This window comes from Flavobacterium sp. 1355 (assembly GCF_017833415.1).
Lineage (GTDB): Bacteria > Bacteroidota > Bacteroidia > Flavobacteriales > Flavobacteriaceae > Flavobacterium.
The window spans coordinates 288,831-305,450 of record NZ_JAFICC010000003.1 but is presented as its reverse complement, the minus strand read 5'-3'; the positions used below and the strand labels follow the sequence as shown (position 1 = coordinate 305,450).

The window sequence follows — 16,620 nt, the reverse complement described above, 5'->3', positions numbered from 1 at the left end:
ACTTTGCGCCTTTGTGCCTTCGTGGCATAAATTATTTCAAACGTCTTTGCAATTGATACTCATACAAAGAAGGAATTCTTTCCATTGATGTATTTACAAACTCGATATAAGGCTCAGGTTCATATTTTACTTCGAATTTGGCATTGCCGTTCACACCAATAATTCTTGCAAACGGGCCGTCTTTCATTCCGTACAATAATACAGGTTTTGTTATTTCTTCAGGATTAGACACCTGAATATTTAAATTCCAGAAAGTACTGTAAGGCCCGTGTGAAGGTTTCCAGTAATCAGCACCGCCACCGCCAAATAAGGCATAACTATTTTTTTGGTCTGCAGAAAAATGCACCGTAATATGATCAAACAAATTTTGATGATTGGCACCCGAATGCTGATCGAGAATAGGGTCAGCAAAAACTTCACAATCCTTATACACATTTTTGGTAGAAAACGTATTGAAACTCAACGGATGGACTGCTTTATTGTACACTTTAAGATTTTTAACCAAAACATTGTGTACCCCACCCAAGGTTACTGTATAATGAGCCATATGGTTTCCGTCGGTTACAATATTCTCAATAGTAACATTGGCAATTTCTTCAGCCAAAATTCCGCTGTCAGCATTGGTTATTACGACATTTTTTACCCAGCTGTTAAAAACACGCGTTAAAAAAATGCCATTATTTCCCGGCTCAACATGATGGGCCACTCTTGGAATATCAGGAAAAGTAAAACGAAGATCCTCAATTCCGACTTCATTTAAATGTTTCCATTCTGTCAATTGTGCCTGGTAACCCGGTTTTATCGAAATGGTTAATGGGGCTTTTAGTGTTATTTTAGAACCAGATATTTTCGTGATTTCAACCTGTTGCCTTACGATCGGCAATTTTGGAAATTGCCAGTGATGCGATCCCGGTTTGACATTGGCACCTTTGTATAAATCTTTAATGATTTCGCCATTTTCGCCGTCTTTGTTAAACAATTGCAGTTCTGCTACATCACCAACTTTTAATCCGTTTACATCAGAAACGGTTATGATATGTTCGCCCATAGTACCATTGCTGACTTTTGCCAGTACAACAGGGGTTGGTTCGTATTTATCAAGATATGATTTTACACGCTCATTCGGAACTTGCGTCCAGATAAAGCCACCCGACCATGCATATTGCGAAAATGGCAAATCGATATTGTTTTCTTTCTCCCGTTGTCTTTTATCAAAAGTGGTAAGATATTCTCTTAGCTCAGCCAGAGCTTCAGGATCTTTAAGATACATCATCGGTCTCGGACAGTAAATTTCTGTTCCTTTTTCTCCGGAACCTGTGCCGCGAAACACAAAATTGCTTCTTTCGATATACAATATATCACTTAGTATGATTCTTCCGGCCGGTAATAGCAGTATCACATTTCCTTCAACAGCATTTGCCGCTTTTATAGCTTTTAAAAGCGCTTTGGAGTCGTCTAAATCGTCATTGGCCTTTACGCCGTAATCTGTTGCATTTACAATTGTACCCTGAAAATCGGGAATGTTTTTTTCGCCAAAATGATATCCGGCATAACTAAAATCAGGTAAATAATTCGTTTTTGTATCAGTAAGTATTTTAGGCACTTGCTGACTAAATACAATACTATTGACAAAAAGACTGCAGCAAATGGCAATGGTTTGACGATTCATGGTTTTGTGGTTTTTGGTGGTAGTTAGTTTAGTTTGCCACGAAAGCACTAAGGCACTAAGTTTTTATCATAATCTTGTCATTTCGACGGAGGAGAAATCACACTAGAATATCCGCAATCAAAATCGCCAATCTTGTAGAGCCCCGTGTGTGATTTCTCCTCCGTCGAAATGATAAAAATGAGAGCAAATCTGCGTGAAACAAAAAAATGCGTCTTAGCGCCTTCGTGGCAAAACTTTTATAAAGATCGTTTAATCCCCATTTCAAGACCTCTTAATTCGGCTAACCCTCTTAATCGGCCAATTCCTGAATAGCCAGGATTTGTCTTTTTCTTTAAATCATCCAGCATCTGATGTCCATGATCGGGACGCATAGGCAAATTTCTTCCGTTTCTTTTTTCAACTTCAATAATCGCTTTTACAACTTCGTACATATCAACATCACCTTCTAAGTGATTGGCTTCGTAAAAACTGCCTTCTTCATCTCTTTCAGTACTTCTTAAGTGAATAAAATTCATTTTATCACCATGGCGTCTTACTATTCCCGGTAAATCATTATCTGCCCTTACACCATACGAACCGGTACACATTGTAAATCCGTTTGATTTGGAGTCAATTGCTCCCATAAGTTCAATCAAATCTTCCTCGGTGCTTACCACTCTTGGCAGTCCTAAAATAGGGTAGGGAGGATCGTCTGGGTGTATGGCCATTAATACGCCTGCTTTTTCTGCCACAGGAATAATTTCTCTTAAAAAGTAAAAAAGATTGTCTTTTAATTTTTGTCTGTCAATGTGGTTGTAGCCACTTAGGGTAATCAGAAAATCTTCGACAGTATAGGCTTCTTCTGCGCCCGGAAGTCCGGCAAGAATGTTTTGCTGAAGTTTTACTTTATCAGCATTAGACATTGCATCAAAATAATTTCTTGCTTTCTGAATCTGTTCCAGCGAATATTCTTTTTCTGCTCCCGGTCTTTTAAGAATAAACAATTCAAAAGCAGCAAAAGCATTGATATCAAATCGTAACGCTTTTGATCCGTCCGGAACTTCATAAGACAGATCAGTTCTTGACCAGTCTAAAACGGGCATAAAATTATAGCAAATGCATTTTATACCGCACAAAGCCAGATTTCTGATGCTTTCTTTATAATTTTCAATGTATTGAAGATAATTTCCTGTTTGTTTTTTTATGTCTTCGTGAACCGGGATACTTTCAACAACTGACCAAATCAGGCCCGAAGCGCCATTTTTGGGATCACCATCCTTATGTTCGATTTCAACTTTTCTTTTTATAATTTCCTCAATTTGCCATACTTGCCCATTCGGTATATGGTGTAATGCCGTTACAATTCCGGTTGCTCCGGTTTGCAGAATGTCTTGTAAAGAAACCGGATCGTTTGGGCCGAACCATCTTAGCGTTTGTTCCATTTTTGATTGTTTATTTTTTGATTCCTGCAAGGTTTATAAAACCTTGTAGGTCTGATTTTAAAGTTTTTATTTATAAAAAGCCTGAATTTAAACCTACAAGGTTGTGAAAACCTTGCAGGAAGTTGGTCGGTTTAAATACTTGTCGCAGCAAATCCGCCATCGACTTTCAGGATTGTTCCGGTTACAAATTTTGACATATCACTGCATAAGAATAAAAGTGCACCATCAATATCTTCCGGAGTTCCAAATCTTCCCATTGGGGTATGTTCTATAATTTTTTGACCTCTTGGCGTTAATTTTCCATCTGGTTCCAATAATAAAGCGCGGTTTTGTTCTCCGATAAAAAAGCCCGGCGAAATAGCGTTTACACGAATTCCTTCACCGTATTTTGAAGCCAGTTCAACAGCCATCCATTGGGTAAAATTATCTATCGCAGCTTTAGATGCCGAATACCCTACAACTCTTGTTAAAGGTCTTTGTGCCGATGCCGATGAAATATTAATAATATTTCCCTGTTTCTGTTTTGCAAAAAGTTCTGAGAAAACCTGCGAAGGAAGCATCGTTCCGATAATATTCAAATCCACCACTTTTTGTAAATCCTCTGTTTGCAAATCATAAATTGCCTGATCAGGTCTGATTGTTGCGCCCGGCATATTTCCTCCGGCAGCATTAATCAAAATATCGAGGCGGCCGTATTTTTCAACAATAAAATCTTTTGCCTTTTCTAATTCTTCTTTGTTCAATACATTGGCTTGTATTGCAAAAGCTTCTCCGCCATTTTTTTGTATGGCTGCAACAGTACTATTTGCTTTTTCAATTGATTGGGAAACGATTCCTGTGATTACGCCCTGTTTGGCCAAAACGTTTGCAAAATTGCTTCCTAATACTCCGGCACCACCTGTAATAAGGGCAATTTTTCCTTTAAGATTAAATATTGAATTCATTTAAATTATATGATTTATTGGGTACTTACTATTTTACTTTTTTCTTACTGTCTCTATCAAATCCAAAACTTTTAAAGTTTCTTTTTCTATTGTATCATAAGCATCATAATCCATTAGTTTTTTACTGATGAGTTTGCTTCCCATACCCACTGCCGAAACTCCTGCAGAGAACCAACTCTCGATACTTTGTAATGTCGTATCAACACCGCCTGTAGGCATAAAAATTAAGTTCGGAAAAATATCTTTTATGCCACTAAGGAAATCCGGGCCTAAAATATTTCCCGGAAAAAGTTTAATGAATTTAACTCCGGCATTTTCAGCCGTAATAATTTCTGTAGGCGTCATACAGCCCGGAGCATACAATACTTCTTTGCTTCGGAGGAAATCCGAAACTTCGGCAACAAAACCCGGACTTATAAAAAAGTCGGCTCCAATTTTGTAGAATTCTTCTGCCTGCTCAATATTTTTGATTGTACCAATTCCCAAAAGCATTCCCGGTAATTCGGCATCCCGAACTTCGACCATTTTTCTAAAATTCGATACCGCTTCAGGACCGCGGTTAGTATATTCGACCGCCTTGATTCCGGCTTTATACAATACTTTTAGAATTTCGACACTTTTATTTTCATCCGTATTGAAATACAATGGCAGAACGCCTTGTTTTACAATAACATCTATTGAATTTTGAATAGTATTCATAGCTTAAATTTTTACTTTAAAAACGACTTTTTTTAATAATCCTTCGCCAATCATCGCAGCATGCACATCGTCTGGAAATAAAATAGCAAACTGATTTTCCTGCAATTGAAAAAACATATCCGGTGCATCATAAAAGAAACGTACATCTCGCTCGTCATTATAATCTCCGTTTGGACTTACGCATTTCTCCCTTGGTTTCCATGCAAAAGTTTCGGGTCCTTGTATAGAAATCTGAATGTCAATGTTTTTGTCATGGCATTCAAAACCTTTTATGCTTTCTTCTCTTGTTGTTCCTTCGCCGGCAATTACAATTATTTTTAAACCTTCTGTTATTTCAAAAACTCCTTCTTCTAATTTTGAAATGTCATTTTGACTGACATAATCAAAAGCGTTTTTAAAATTCGGATGCAAAGCATAATATTTTGCGGCGTTTTGTAATGAATCGATTATCATTTTATAGTGTGTTGAATATGTTGTATTTGAGATTAAAATATCTCTTTTAAAATAAAGAAAATATTTTTTTCGTGTACGCACACGGATATTTACAAATGTATAGAAAAAGTTAACTAAAACAATTTATCTTTGATAAAAAAAATTAATTTTACGCGTTTACAGAATCATTTTAACTTAAAGACAAAGTATATCATAACGATAAAAAAAATAGCAGAATTAGCCAATGTTTCAACAGGAACAGTCGACAGGATTATTCATAATCGCGGGCAGGTTGCGCAGGAAAATGTAGATAAGGTAAATGCTATTATCGAAAAATACGGTTATAAGCGAAACATTCTGGCAAGTAATCTGGCCTTAAACAAAAAATTTCGTTTTGCTGTCTTTTTGCCTAAGTATGAAAATCTTGAATATTGGAAAAGTCAAATTGCCGGAATTGAAAGGGCGGCTTTGGAGTTTGTAAAATTTGGAGTGGCACTGGACTATTTTTTCTATGATTTTAATACAGCTTCCTTTAAAGAATCGGTAGCAAAAGTTTTAGATTTTGAATGTGACGGTTTACTATTTGCTCCTATATTTTATGAAGAATCGGTTCGGTTTTTAAACGAATATGAAAAAAAGAACATTCCGGTGGTTATGATAGATTCTAATTTAAAAATCAATCAGAAACATGCTTATGTGGGACAGGATGCTTTTCAGAGCGGTTATCTTGCCGGAAGGCTAATTAGTTTTGCAGTCAAAAACGAAAGACAGGTTTTGATTTTTAAAATAGCAAGAGAAATAGAAAGTACTTCTGTTTACCTGCAGCGAATCGACGGATTTTATTCTTTTTTTAAAGATCACGATGAACTCACCAATTTTAAGTTTTCTGAAGTAACCATAAAAGATTCGGGAATTGATCAATTGAGTATGGATACATTTTCGGGAATCAATAGTGTTTTTGTGCCAAATTCCAGAGCGTATATTGTTGCCCGGTTTTTAGAAAAAAACAATATAAAAGGTGTTCGGATTATCGGCTACGATTTATTAAAAGAAAATATAGAATATCTGAACAAAGGAATCATCGATTTCTTAATCAATCAAAGACCCGAAGAGCAAGGGTATATGGGAATCAGTCATTTGTATAAAAAACTGGTTTTGCAGGAAGCAATAGAAAGCACGCATTATATTCCTTTGGAAATCATTTTAAAAGAAAATTATTTTCCTTCGGGAAAGTGATTTTTGATTCTCATTTATGTCATTTGTGAGAAACGAAACAACTTAATGAGACACAAAAAGTTTGATTCAGCAAAAGAAATTGCTTCGTTCCCCGCAATGACAATATTGTGGTTACTTCTTCAGTTTTACTGTAAGCGGATTATTTATTTTTTTAGCAAAAGAACTCAAGTAGGCTTCCCAGTCTTTTTTGTTCTGATAGGGACTTCCTTTTTTCCATCCAAAACCAACATAATAAACTGCTTTATTATTTTTTACTTTTAAATTTCCATAAAGATTGCTTAAATCTTTTTCATCTGTAACATGGTTGTCAAAACTTATTAAAGTTCCTTTTGGAGCAACCAAACCGGTTCCAATTTCAGAATCATCTATGGGTTCCCAATGACTTAACCAGCCTTCTTTGAGATTTGTTCCAATCGTGCCTTTCTTATTATGCAGCGTGATTCCGGCTGCAATGTTTTTTGTACCTTTAATAGAGATTTCAAAACGCGAAAGGTAACTTCCATAATCGAGGCTGATCAATTTAGATTCAGTTATTTTATTGCCCTTAGCATCCCAATCGGCATACGTCAGAATAAAACTTGTTCTGATTGGTCCCGTAGTAATGGTTTTCCAGCTTACAAAGTTTTTTGAGAAATAGTATTTTCCGTTCACATTTACTGCAATTCCGCCAATTCCGCGGCTGTCACCTACGTGAAAATTATCCAGTCCTTCGCCGGTATCCTTATGATAAGTTCCCGTTCCGTTAGTTGCTTTTTCGTACCATTTATTAATGATCGGATAATCAACTCTCTTTAGCCAGGCATCAATTCCGCTTGTCAGGGTTCCGCCCGGAATATTATCTTCCACCATTTTTTGGGCCACGGGACCATAAGTTCTAAACGCTACTTTATTGTTTTCCCATGCATAATCGTCGGTGCGTTCTGGAACAAATCTGGAATAACAATTTAGATTTTTTGATTCTGGTGATGAATCAGACATACTAATTTCAAATTCTTTTTGGGAAGAAGCACTTATTTTGGGCTGAAATAATAAAACATCCATAACACCGTCTCCATCATTATCAACAGTTTGGCTTTCTAATGCTAAACCTGAATTGGTTTCCTTAACAGCATAATTTTCCAGTTTTGCAGAAGACGGCAGACCAAGTATTTTTTTTGTAAGTTCAATTGTTTCAAACTCCCGATCTACAGAAAGAGAATTGGTAATTGTAACGATTTTGTTCTGAGAATGGATGGCGAAATTTCCAGCCAGAATTGCGATTAATAAAATATGCTTTTTCAAAATATTAGATTTTAATTAATGAAGCCTTGATAGTACTTTATAAATGTACAAATCAAAAACTAATTAAGAATACGTAATAGGAGTAAATATGTACAAAAGGTATTTTAAGAAAAGGAATAGATTATTTTTTAAAATTAATAATCAGATGTTTATAAGGATCAAAAAAGCTTTTTCTTAATTTCAAAAACATCAAATTTAATCACGATTAATTATCTTTATAAAAACAAATATTCTCTTATGAAAAAAAGCGCCGGCATATTACTCTACAAATTTATAGATGCAACAATTTATTTTTTATTGGTGCATCCCGGAGGACCGTTTTGGAAAAATAAGGATTTGGAGAGCTGGTCAATTCCAAAAGGAGAATTTACAGATGATGAAGACGCTCTAACAGCCGCAAAGAGAGAATTTCTGGAAGAAACCGGTTTTAATTTAGAAGGTGAATTTACAGCACTTAAACCTGTAAAACTCAAATCCGGCAAAACTGTTTTTGCCTGGGCGATAGAATTTGATATTGATGTTGCTTTAATAAAAAGTAACGATTTTGAAATAGAATGGCCGCCAAAGTCGGGAATCCTTAAAAAATTTCCTGAAATAGATAAAGCCGAATGGTTTCAGACTGGAGAAGCCTTAAAAAAAATAAACCCTGCACAAGCTGATTTTATTGTTCAGATTGTTTCCAGAATTTCGACTTCACTTTAAGTTCAGTTTACTTTTTAAAAAATTATTTTGTAATTTACATTCTTGCCAAATCTGGCAGATAAAATTGTAAATATTAATATATGAATACAAAATGCATAATTTTTGATTGTGATGGCGTTCTTGTTGATACCGAAAAGATTGGTAACGGAATTTTGCTTTCTATGGCAGCAGAACATGGTTTTGAAATGAAAATCGAAGACGCTTATCGCAATTTTAACGGACGTAATCTAAAAGAATGTTTTGAGCATATAGAAACCTCGATTGCCAAAAAACTTCCGGAAAGCTTTGAAAATGAATATCGTGCAAAAAGTTTTGAAGCTTTTAAAACGCAGGTCAAACCAATGGAAGGCGTTGTTGAATTTATAAATAAATTAGAAATCCCTTATTGTGTTGCATCTAGTGGTCCGGTAGACAAAATCAGGCTGAACCTTGAGGTTGCGGGACTATTGGATAAATTCGAAAACAGGATGTTTAGTTCTTACCAAATTAACAGCTGGAAACCAGAACCCGGAATTTTTCTGCATGCTGCAAAACAAATGGGCTTTGATGCAAAAGACTGCGTCGTAATTGAAGATAGCAAAGCTGGAGTTATGTCTGCAAAAAGTGGCGGTTTTAGAGTGTATGGTTTTGCTAATGGATTTAATAATGAAGATTTAGAAAATGAGGGCGCAATTCTCTTTCATTCGTATGAAGAGTTGGAAATTCTTTTAAAATAGTTTAGATTTTTTGTTTCGGTTTTTCTTTGTTCAGTTTTTCCCTAAAATGACAATACCAATAAAACGTTTTAGTTTGCTTTGTCAAAGTTCAAAACTTTGACAAAGCTTGTTTAAAAAAATATCTCAATTGTCTAATTATCAAATTTTAATGTAATTTGTTACAATAAAATAAAATTTTATATATTTGAGATAGGACATTCTTTTTTTTACTTGTGTATTAATGTTAAATTATTAATGACACGGGCGTAAGAAAGGTCTTTTTACCTAAAAATAGCTTTTCCCAAAGAGGCGTTTTTAAGATTGTGATTTTCAAAATTACAACGAAGTAACCTACAGACCTAAATGACATGACGAAATATATAATCAGAATTTTAGTTTTATCGATATTCTCTTTGCCTCAGCTTTTTAATGCTCAAATTAAAAAAATAGGCGTTCCCTTTATCACAAATTATAGTCCTAAAAATTACAAAGCTGCTTCAGAAAACTGGGATGTTTTGCAGGATTCTAAAGGCATGATGTTTTTTGCCAATCATTTTGGAATCATGCAGTTTGACGGCGTGCGATGGCATATCGTAACACAACCGGAAAATAAAAGTATGGTTCGTTCTCTTGCAATCGACAAAAAAGACAAAATGTATGTGGGCGCCCAGGGCGATTTTGGTTATGTGGTGCAGCTGCCAAACGGACAATATAAGTATACATCGCTGGTAAAATTACTGCCAGCCTGGGCAAAGAATTTTGGTGATGTACTGCATACGGTTATTCGTAAAAACGAAGTTATCTTTTTTTCTAATGAAGGAATTTTTATTTATAAGAATAATAAAATCAAAGTATTAAAATCTGCAGCAAAATTTGATGAGTTTTTTGAAGTCAATAATGATATTTATGTTTCTGATAATGCCAAAGGTTTACTGAAACTGCAAGAAGGTGTTTTATCGACAATTCCGAATAGCGAAAAGTTTATCGGATTAAAGATCCGAAAGATTTTTGCTACTCCAAAAGGACTAGTACTTCTTACGCAAAAAAACGGACTTTTTGTTTATAGTAACAATCTGCTAAAGCCATTTGTTACCGAAGCAGATTATTTATTAAAGCAAAATCAGATTTCGACAGGGATTTTATTTCCTGACGGATATTTCGGAATTGGGACACGTCAAACCGGGTTGGTAGTTCTGGATGGTGACGGACGCTTGATTCAGCATATCAACAAACAAATGGGGCTGCAAAATGAGTATGTAACAAATCTCAAAACAGATAAAGAAGGAAATTTGTGGGTAACACTCAAAGAAGGGATTTCTCTGATTCAGATTTCTTCGCCTTTGTCTAAAATTCTGGACGCATCAAATTCTGAAACCAAAATATATTGCAGCCAGATTTATCAAAACAAACTTTATATCGCAACCGACAATGGTTTATTTTGGCTGGATTGGGAGGCGTATAAAAACGGAAAAAGAGAAAATGTGCATTTTCAGCATATTAGCGGAATGTCTGAAAATGTCTGGAATATTGGTGTTTTTGGCACTTCGCTTTTGGCTTTTGAAAAAAACGGAGTATTCGAAATAAATGGTACTTCATCCAAATTAATTGCCAAAATTGATGGTGCATGGCAGGGCGTTATTATTCCAAATCACCCTGATTTATTGCTTGTTGGCGGTTACACCGGAATGTATATGCTAAAAAAAATAAATAATTCGTGGATATATCAAAATAAAATAAAGGGTTTTGAGGAAAGCAGCAGAATTATTGTACCTCATAATGATGAGATTTGGATTGCGCACGGTTATAAAGGAATCTTTAAGATAAAATTAAACAAAACATTTGATGCCGTTTCGGATGTTCAGTTTTACAATCAGAAAGATGGTTTTCCGTCGAGTTTGTTTTTAAATACTTTTAAAATAAACAATCAGATACTTTTTGGGACTACAAAAGGTGTTTATGAACAGGATAAGAATTCAAAAAAAATGGCTCCAAATGCTGTTTTCAAAAAATCTCTCGGAATGAACAATCATATTCGTTTACTAAAAGCGGATAACCAGAATAATATTTGGTATGTATCGGGAGAAAATACAGGTAAACTGAGTCGCAGCAAAAAAGGTTTTGATAAGGAAGAATTGCCTTTTAGAAAACTGATGTACTTATATATTCCGGGTTTTGAGAACATTCAGACGACTGTTGCAGGAGATGTTTTTTTTGGAACTCAGGATGGGTTAATTCATTATAATAGTACAAAAGGAAAAAAATATACAACCAGATACAAGGCGGTTATTTCTGAAGTAAAATCGATTTTTCCAAAAGATAGTTTGCTGTTTTCCAGCAGATATGATGTACTCCCGTCAGATGCATCGGCAGAAAAACTGTGTCAGGTTTTGCCGTATTCGCATAATGCTTTGCATTTTTCCTTTGCCTCATTATTTTATGATGAAGGCGATGCAACCAAATACGAATACTGGCTCGAAGGATTTGAGCCAAAATGGTCAGATTTGAGTCTGCAGACCGAAAAAGAATATACCAATCTTCCTGAAAACGAATATATTTTTCACGTAAGGGCAAAAAACATTTATGATGTTGTAAGTGATGAAGCCGTCTTTAAATTCGAGATTCTGCCGCCCTGGTACAGAACAAGCTGGGCTTATATATTGTATTTTGTACTTTTTGGTGTTTTGATTTATACCATTATCAGGTATCAAAAAATTCAGGCAGAACGCAAACGTTCACAGCTTATTATTAATCAGGAAAAGGAACTTTTGTTTACGAGGGCAGAATTTAACGAGCAGAAATTGTTGCTTGAAAAAGAAAATCTGGAAGCAACTATTAATCTTAAAAATGCTAAGGTAGCATCGAACACGGTCAACCTAATTCATCTGAATGAAATTCTGCTTTCTATAAAAGAATTAATTATCCAGATTAAAAAGGATAATGATTTGAGTTTGCTGACCAAAATAAACCGAATTATAGATCACGAACTGCAAGGTGATCAGCATTGGAATGAGTTTGAAGAAATCTTCAATCAGCTTCATGATAATTTTATGCAGCGTTTAAAAACCAAATTTCCTGAACTGACTCCACGCGATATGCGTTTATGTGCCTATTTGCGAATGAATTTCAATACAAAAGAAATTGCCCCGCTTTTGGGAATTTCCGTTAGAGGTGTTGAAGATACCCGATACCGTATCCGAAAAAAACTCCAGCTTCCTTCTGATGCAAACATTACTGAATTTATCCTTAATTTTTAAGTTTAATTATTAAGTATAATCTTAGGTGTATTTACGGGCTTTGACGCCTATTTACTACATTTATTTTGCCTGTACCGTAGTCAAACCGTATCCCTGAATTGGCTTTTTGCGTAGTTTATTTCTTAATATTGTTCATTATTAGCAAAAAATAATAGTCTGATTTTTACAAATCGGCTGTTTTTTAACTAATAAGCTTTACTAACAAAAAACTAAAAAAATGAAACAAAAAGACTTTTTTTCCGGCCGACCACCGGAAGACAATTACCGTTATTTGAAAAGGTTTATTATTCTTATAATGATCTTATTTTTACCTTTTCTCAAAGTGCATTCGCAATGTAACACACTGGTCTGGGCAGATGAGTTTGACGGAACTACAGTTGATGCTACAAAATGGCAAAGTATCTCCGGAAACGGATGTCCTTCGCTTTGCGGATTTGGAAATGCAGAAGCGCAGCGTTATGATCCGAATCAGGCAACAATTGTAAAAGAAGGAACAAACAGCTATTTAAATATCCAGGCTAAATACGAGCCAAATGCAGCTTTTCCGCAACAGCCTTATTCTTCTGCAAAATTAACCACAGAAGGAAAGTATGCACTGAAATACGGAAGAGTAGAAGCGCGTATGAAATTATCCAGCGGCATGGGAGCTTGGCCGGCATTCTGGATGCTGCCTGCAGGGGTTGCAAACTGGCCGTACACCGGTGAGATTGATATCATGGAAGCCAAACACAGAAACCCACAATCTATAGACGGGACAATTCATTATGACGGTGGAGGTTATCATTATACCGGAAGAAGTTATGCTTCTCCAACAGATTTATCCACAGAATTTCATGTCTATGCCGTAGAGTGGGGGCCGAATATCATTAAGTGGTTTATTGATGGAAATTTATTTCATACAGCAACACCAAACACTACAGTAAATGGTGGCTGGCCTTTTAATGATCAACAGTTTTATATTATTTTAAATTTGGCCGTTGGAAGCGCAGGAACACCATATACAAGTGTAAATGGTGTAGGAGTTGCGCCAGTTCCCGGTGACTTTCCTGCAAAACTGCAGGTAGATTACGTTCGTGTTTATGACGGAAGTTTTACACACGGCGTAACCGGAGATGCAAAAGTTTATAATAATGAAACGGGCAAAACTTATAGCTTAAACCCAATTGCAGGCGCAAGTTATAATTGGTCAGTTCCGTCTGGGGCAACCATAACTTCAGGACAGGGAACCAATACTATTACAGTAAACTGGGGAAGTACAGGCGGAGATGTTTCTGCTGTGGCAACAGTTTCGGGTTGCACTACCACAACCTATAAACTGGCTGTAACAACAGAAGTTCCGCTCCCGGTTGAAAAAATTCACGAAGATTTTCAAAGTAACAGAAATGTACTGTATCCGTTAAAAACAGGAGTTTTAACAGAAGCTGTTGCCAATCCTTCAGCAACCGGAATAAATACTTCGGCAGCGGTTGGAAGATACGTTCGTAACTCATCGGAGTTATATGATGTTCTGAACATTAAAAACGTAACCATTACCAATGCCAATGATTATGTATACGGAAGAAAAAAACTCTCATTTGATATTTATACTTCTGCTCCGGTGGGAACAAAAATATCCATGCAGCTGGAGAATAGTTTAGTTACCACAGCAACAAATTATCCTTCGGGAAGACATAGTGGTTTTAAAGCGGCAACAACCGTACAGAACAAATGGGAAACGATAGAATTTGAGTTTGAAAAAATAATCGACCCAAATACAAGTGCTTTGTCTATCAATAATGTAGTTGTTCTGTTTGAATCAAATTCAAATTCCGGAGCTACCTATTATTTTGATAATCTGCTGACCAAAGCAGCTCCTGAAAAGCCAATTATTGCTACAGATGTTCTGCAAAATTATGATGGGATTAATAAAATTATAAAAGGGACAACTACAGGAACGTACAGCGTAGTAGCAAATCCTGGTTCTAATTCTGTTAACGCTTCTGCGAATGTAGCGAGGTACGTTAGAAACGTAACCGAGCAATACGATGTATTATTTTTTAATACACAAAGTACAATTGAAGATGCAGGTTTACTGAAAAATCAGACTAATAAAATTATGATCGACGTTTATACTTCGGCACCGATTGGGACGGTGGTGAGTATGAACTTAGAAAATAGTGCGACTTCCCTTCCGGCCAATTTCCCGACAGGAAGAAATAGTAATTATGTAGCGATCACAACCAAACAAAATCAATGGGAAACGCTGACTTTCTATTATAACTCAAGTCCGGATTTAGGAACTTCAAATCTGGCGATAAATCAAATGGTTTTGCTGTTTAATTCAGGATCTTACACTAGTGATACCTATTATTTTGATAATATCAGAATCGGAACGACCAAACTACCGGATACTTATACGCCTGGTGTAGTTTACGAAGATTATCAAACCATTCATAATATCACATTTAGAGATGCGATTGGGACTTATACAGCAAATGCGCCAAACCCGAACGCAAGCGGAATTAATACTTCGTCTAATGTTGGTAAATACGTTAGAAAATCAACAGAATTATATGATAACTTCTCTTTTAATTCAACGATAAACAATATCGGAGATTTCAAAAGCGGAACTAAAAAATTCGCTATGGATGTGTATACGTCTGCACCGGTTGGATCTGTAATTTCATGGCAGGCAGAAAGCAGTGCTTCGATTCCGTCAAACTATCCGGTAGGAAGACACAGTATTTATCAGGCCGTTGTAAAACAAACCAATACATGGCATACACTTACTTTTACATACGCAAGTGCGCCGGACGCATCAACGGTAGACAGCGAAGTAAATCGTTTTGTTTTCTTATTTGAACCGGGAACAAATTCAGGAAACACGTATTATTTTGATAATATCAGAAGTGTCAATTTAGTTTCTACAGAAAATCCTCCGTTAACTTTACCAGCACCGTGGGTTAGCACAGATTTAGGTGCCGTAACTCCTGCGGGAGAAGCAACACACAGCAATGGAACTTTTACTATTAAAGGTTCAGGAACAGATATTTGGGAATCAAGCGATCAGTTTCAATATGTGTATCAGCCTATTACAGGCGATGCCGAAATTATTGCCAGAGTAACTTCATTGACCAATACCAATACATATGCAAAAGCGGGTGTGATGTTTAGAGAAACGCTTACGCCGACTTCTAAACATGCTATGACCACAATTACGGCTGCGGCAGGTGTTGAGTTTTTATCAAGAGATGCGGTTTCGGTACCAACGATTCAGCAGGGAGCAGCAGGAACTTTTCCTAAATGGCTTCGTACTGTCAGAACAGGAAACGTGTTTACGTCTTACACATCTGATAACGGAACAACATGGACACAAATTGGTACGGCAAGAACGATTGCAATGGCCAATACTATTTATGTGGGAATGGCGGTAACATCACATGCTAATGGAACTTTAACAACGGGAGTTTTCAGCGATGTTATTGTTAGAAATATTACGCCAAATCCTAATGTCAACTTGGCTTTAGCAAAAACAGCAACAGCTTCTACAGAAGAAAATGCAACACTTTCTGCATCAAAAGCTACAGATGGTGACGGAACAGTAAGCAGATGGGCAAGTTCTTTTGCCAATGCAACCGAATGGATTTATGTGGATTTGGGAAGTAACTACAACTTAAACCGTGTGGTTTTGAAATGGGAAGCAGCTTTTGCAACGCAATACAAAATACAGCTTTCTGCAGACAACACTTTTACAGAAAGCGAAACTATAAATACACAAACTGCCAGCGATGGCGGCACAGATGACTTAGCAGTTAGCGGATCAGGAAGATATTTGAGAATCTTATGTACTGCAAAAGCTTTGGCTCCGTATGGCTATTCATTGTATGAAATAGAAGCTTACGGATCTGCATCGGCAGCCAAAACAGGATTAGCAGCCAAAGAAGCAGGTACCGAAGAAGAATTAACAGATGTTACGATTTATCCAAATCCGGCCAATGATTACATTCAGATTTCTGTACCGGGAGAACTGGCTAATAAAGAAGTAACTATTTATGATTTATCTGGCACTCTTGTTTTGAGAAGCAAAATCGATACTTCGGCCAATGAAAGTTTTCTGGATATCAACCGACTTCCAAGAGGGATTTATATCCTGAATTTTAAATCTGATCAAAAGAATGTTACCAGGAAACTGATTAAGAAATAGATAAAAATCCGTTGGGTGTGATTCAGATTAAAAATAATATACCGGTTTTTAATAGTCCGGAGATTAAATTTAAGGATAGCACCATACGATTACACCTGACGGAT

11 protein-coding genes are annotated in these 16,620 nt (G+C 36.2%); 5 read left to right on the top strand and 6 right to left on the bottom strand.

Annotated elements, in window-relative coordinates; translation table 11 throughout:
• Positions 1 to 31: 31 nt before the first annotated feature.
• The 5 genes from JOD96_RS05445 to JOD96_RS05425 form a co-directional block, all read right to left on the bottom strand.
• The gene (locus JOD96_RS05445; RefSeq protein WP_209563255.1) at positions 32 to 1,669 is read right to left on the bottom strand and encodes a right-handed parallel beta-helix repeat-containing protein; all 1,638 of its coding nucleotides are present in this window, start codon (positions 1,667 to 1,669) and stop codon (positions 32 to 34) included.
• Positions 1,670 to 1,905: 236 nt separating this feature from the next.
• Positions 1,906 to 3,090 carry a mannonate dehydratase gene (uxuA, locus tag JOD96_RS05440; protein ID WP_209563254.1) on the bottom strand — a complete coding sequence of 395 codons (1,185 nt, stop codon included), beginning with the start codon at positions 3,088 to 3,090 and terminating at the stop codon, positions 1,906 to 1,908.
• Positions 3,091 to 3,221: 131 nt separating this feature from the next.
• The gene (locus tag JOD96_RS05435) at positions 3,222 to 4,034 is read right to left on the bottom strand and encodes an SDR family oxidoreductase (protein WP_209563253.1); all 813 of its coding nucleotides are present in this window, start codon (positions 4,032 to 4,034) and stop codon (positions 3,222 to 3,224) included.
• 33 nt (positions 4,035 to 4,067) lie between these two features.
• Entirely contained in the window at positions 4,068 to 4,733 is a 666-nt protein-coding gene (locus JOD96_RS05430) for a bifunctional 4-hydroxy-2-oxoglutarate aldolase/2-dehydro-3-deoxy-phosphogluconate aldolase (protein ID WP_209563252.1), read from the bottom strand.
• Between the two features lie 3 nt (positions 4,734 to 4,736).
• Complete coding sequence (locus tag JOD96_RS05425; RefSeq protein ID WP_209563251.1) at positions 4,737 to 5,186, bottom strand: YhcH/YjgK/YiaL family protein; 450 nt, start codon at positions 5,184 to 5,186, stop codon at positions 4,737 to 4,739.
• A 129-nt stretch (positions 5,187 to 5,315) separates the two neighbouring features.
• On the opposite strand from JOD96_RS05425, the gene JOD96_RS05420 reads away from it, so the two are divergent.
• On the top strand, positions 5,316 to 6,401 hold the full coding sequence (locus JOD96_RS05420) for a LacI family DNA-binding transcriptional regulator (protein ID WP_245188353.1): 1,086 nt from the start codon (positions 5,316 to 5,318) through the stop codon (positions 6,399 to 6,401).
• Positions 6,402 to 6,512: 111 nt separating this feature from the next.
• Here JOD96_RS05420 and JOD96_RS05415 read toward each other — a convergent pair whose 3' ends face one another.
• Positions 6,513 to 7,682, bottom strand: a complete 1,170-nt coding sequence (locus tag JOD96_RS05415; protein WP_209563250.1) for a DUF4861 family protein — start codon at positions 7,680 to 7,682, stop codon at positions 6,513 to 6,515.
• 237 nt (positions 7,683 to 7,919) lie between these two features.
• Here JOD96_RS05415 and JOD96_RS05410 point away from each other — a divergent pair, with 237 nt between their 5' ends.
• From JOD96_RS05410 to JOD96_RS05395, 4 genes are all read left to right on the top strand, one after another.
• Positions 7,920 to 8,384, top strand: a complete 465-nt coding sequence (locus tag JOD96_RS05410) for an NUDIX domain-containing protein (RefSeq protein ID WP_209563249.1) — start codon at positions 7,920 to 7,922, stop codon at positions 8,382 to 8,384.
• 80 nt (positions 8,385 to 8,464) lie between these two features.
• Positions 8,465 to 9,100 carry an HAD family hydrolase gene (locus tag JOD96_RS05405; protein WP_209563248.1) on the top strand — a complete coding sequence of 212 codons (636 nt, stop codon included), beginning with the start codon at positions 8,465 to 8,467 and terminating at the stop codon, positions 9,098 to 9,100.
• Positions 9,101 to 9,447: 347 nt separating this feature from the next.
• On the top strand, positions 9,448 to 12,333 hold the full coding sequence (locus JOD96_RS05400) for a triple tyrosine motif-containing protein (protein ID WP_209563247.1): 2,886 nt from the start codon (positions 9,448 to 9,450) through the stop codon (positions 12,331 to 12,333).
• Positions 12,334 to 12,550: 217 nt separating this feature from the next.
• Positions 12,551 to 16,516, top strand: a complete 3,966-nt coding sequence (locus JOD96_RS05395; protein ID WP_209563246.1) for a family 16 glycosylhydrolase — start codon at positions 12,551 to 12,553, stop codon at positions 16,514 to 16,516.
• Positions 16,517 to 16,620 lie beyond the last annotated feature (104 nt).

Coding starts and splice junctions, on each gene's coding strand:
- JOD96_RS05445 (WP_209563255.1), bottom strand. CDS start 1,669: ATGAATCGTCAAACCATTGCCATTTGCTGCAGTCTTTTTGTCAATAGT.
- uxuA (WP_209563254.1), bottom strand. CDS start 3,090: ATGGAACAAACGCTAAGATGGTTCGGCCCAAACGATCCGGTTTCTTTA.
- JOD96_RS05435 (WP_209563253.1), bottom strand. CDS start 4,034: ATGAATTCAATATTTAATCTTAAAGGAAAAATTGCCCTTATTACAGGT.
- JOD96_RS05430 (WP_209563252.1), bottom strand. CDS start 4,733: ATGAATACTATTCAAAATTCAATAGATGTTATTGTAAAACAAGGCGTT.
- JOD96_RS05425 (WP_209563251.1), bottom strand. CDS start 5,186: ATGATAATCGATTCATTACAAAACGCCGCAAAATATTATGCTTTGCAT.
- JOD96_RS05410 (WP_209563249.1), top strand. CDS start 7,920: ATGAAAAAAAGCGCCGGCATATTACTCTACAAATTTATAGATGCAACA.
- JOD96_RS05405 (WP_209563248.1), top strand. CDS start 8,465: ATGAATACAAAATGCATAATTTTTGATTGTGATGGCGTTCTTGTTGAT.
- JOD96_RS05400 (WP_209563247.1), top strand. CDS start 9,448: ATGACGAAATATATAATCAGAATTTTAGTTTTATCGATATTCTCTTTG.
- JOD96_RS05395 (WP_209563246.1), top strand. CDS start 12,551: ATGAAACAAAAAGACTTTTTTTCCGGCCGACCACCGGAAGACAATTAC.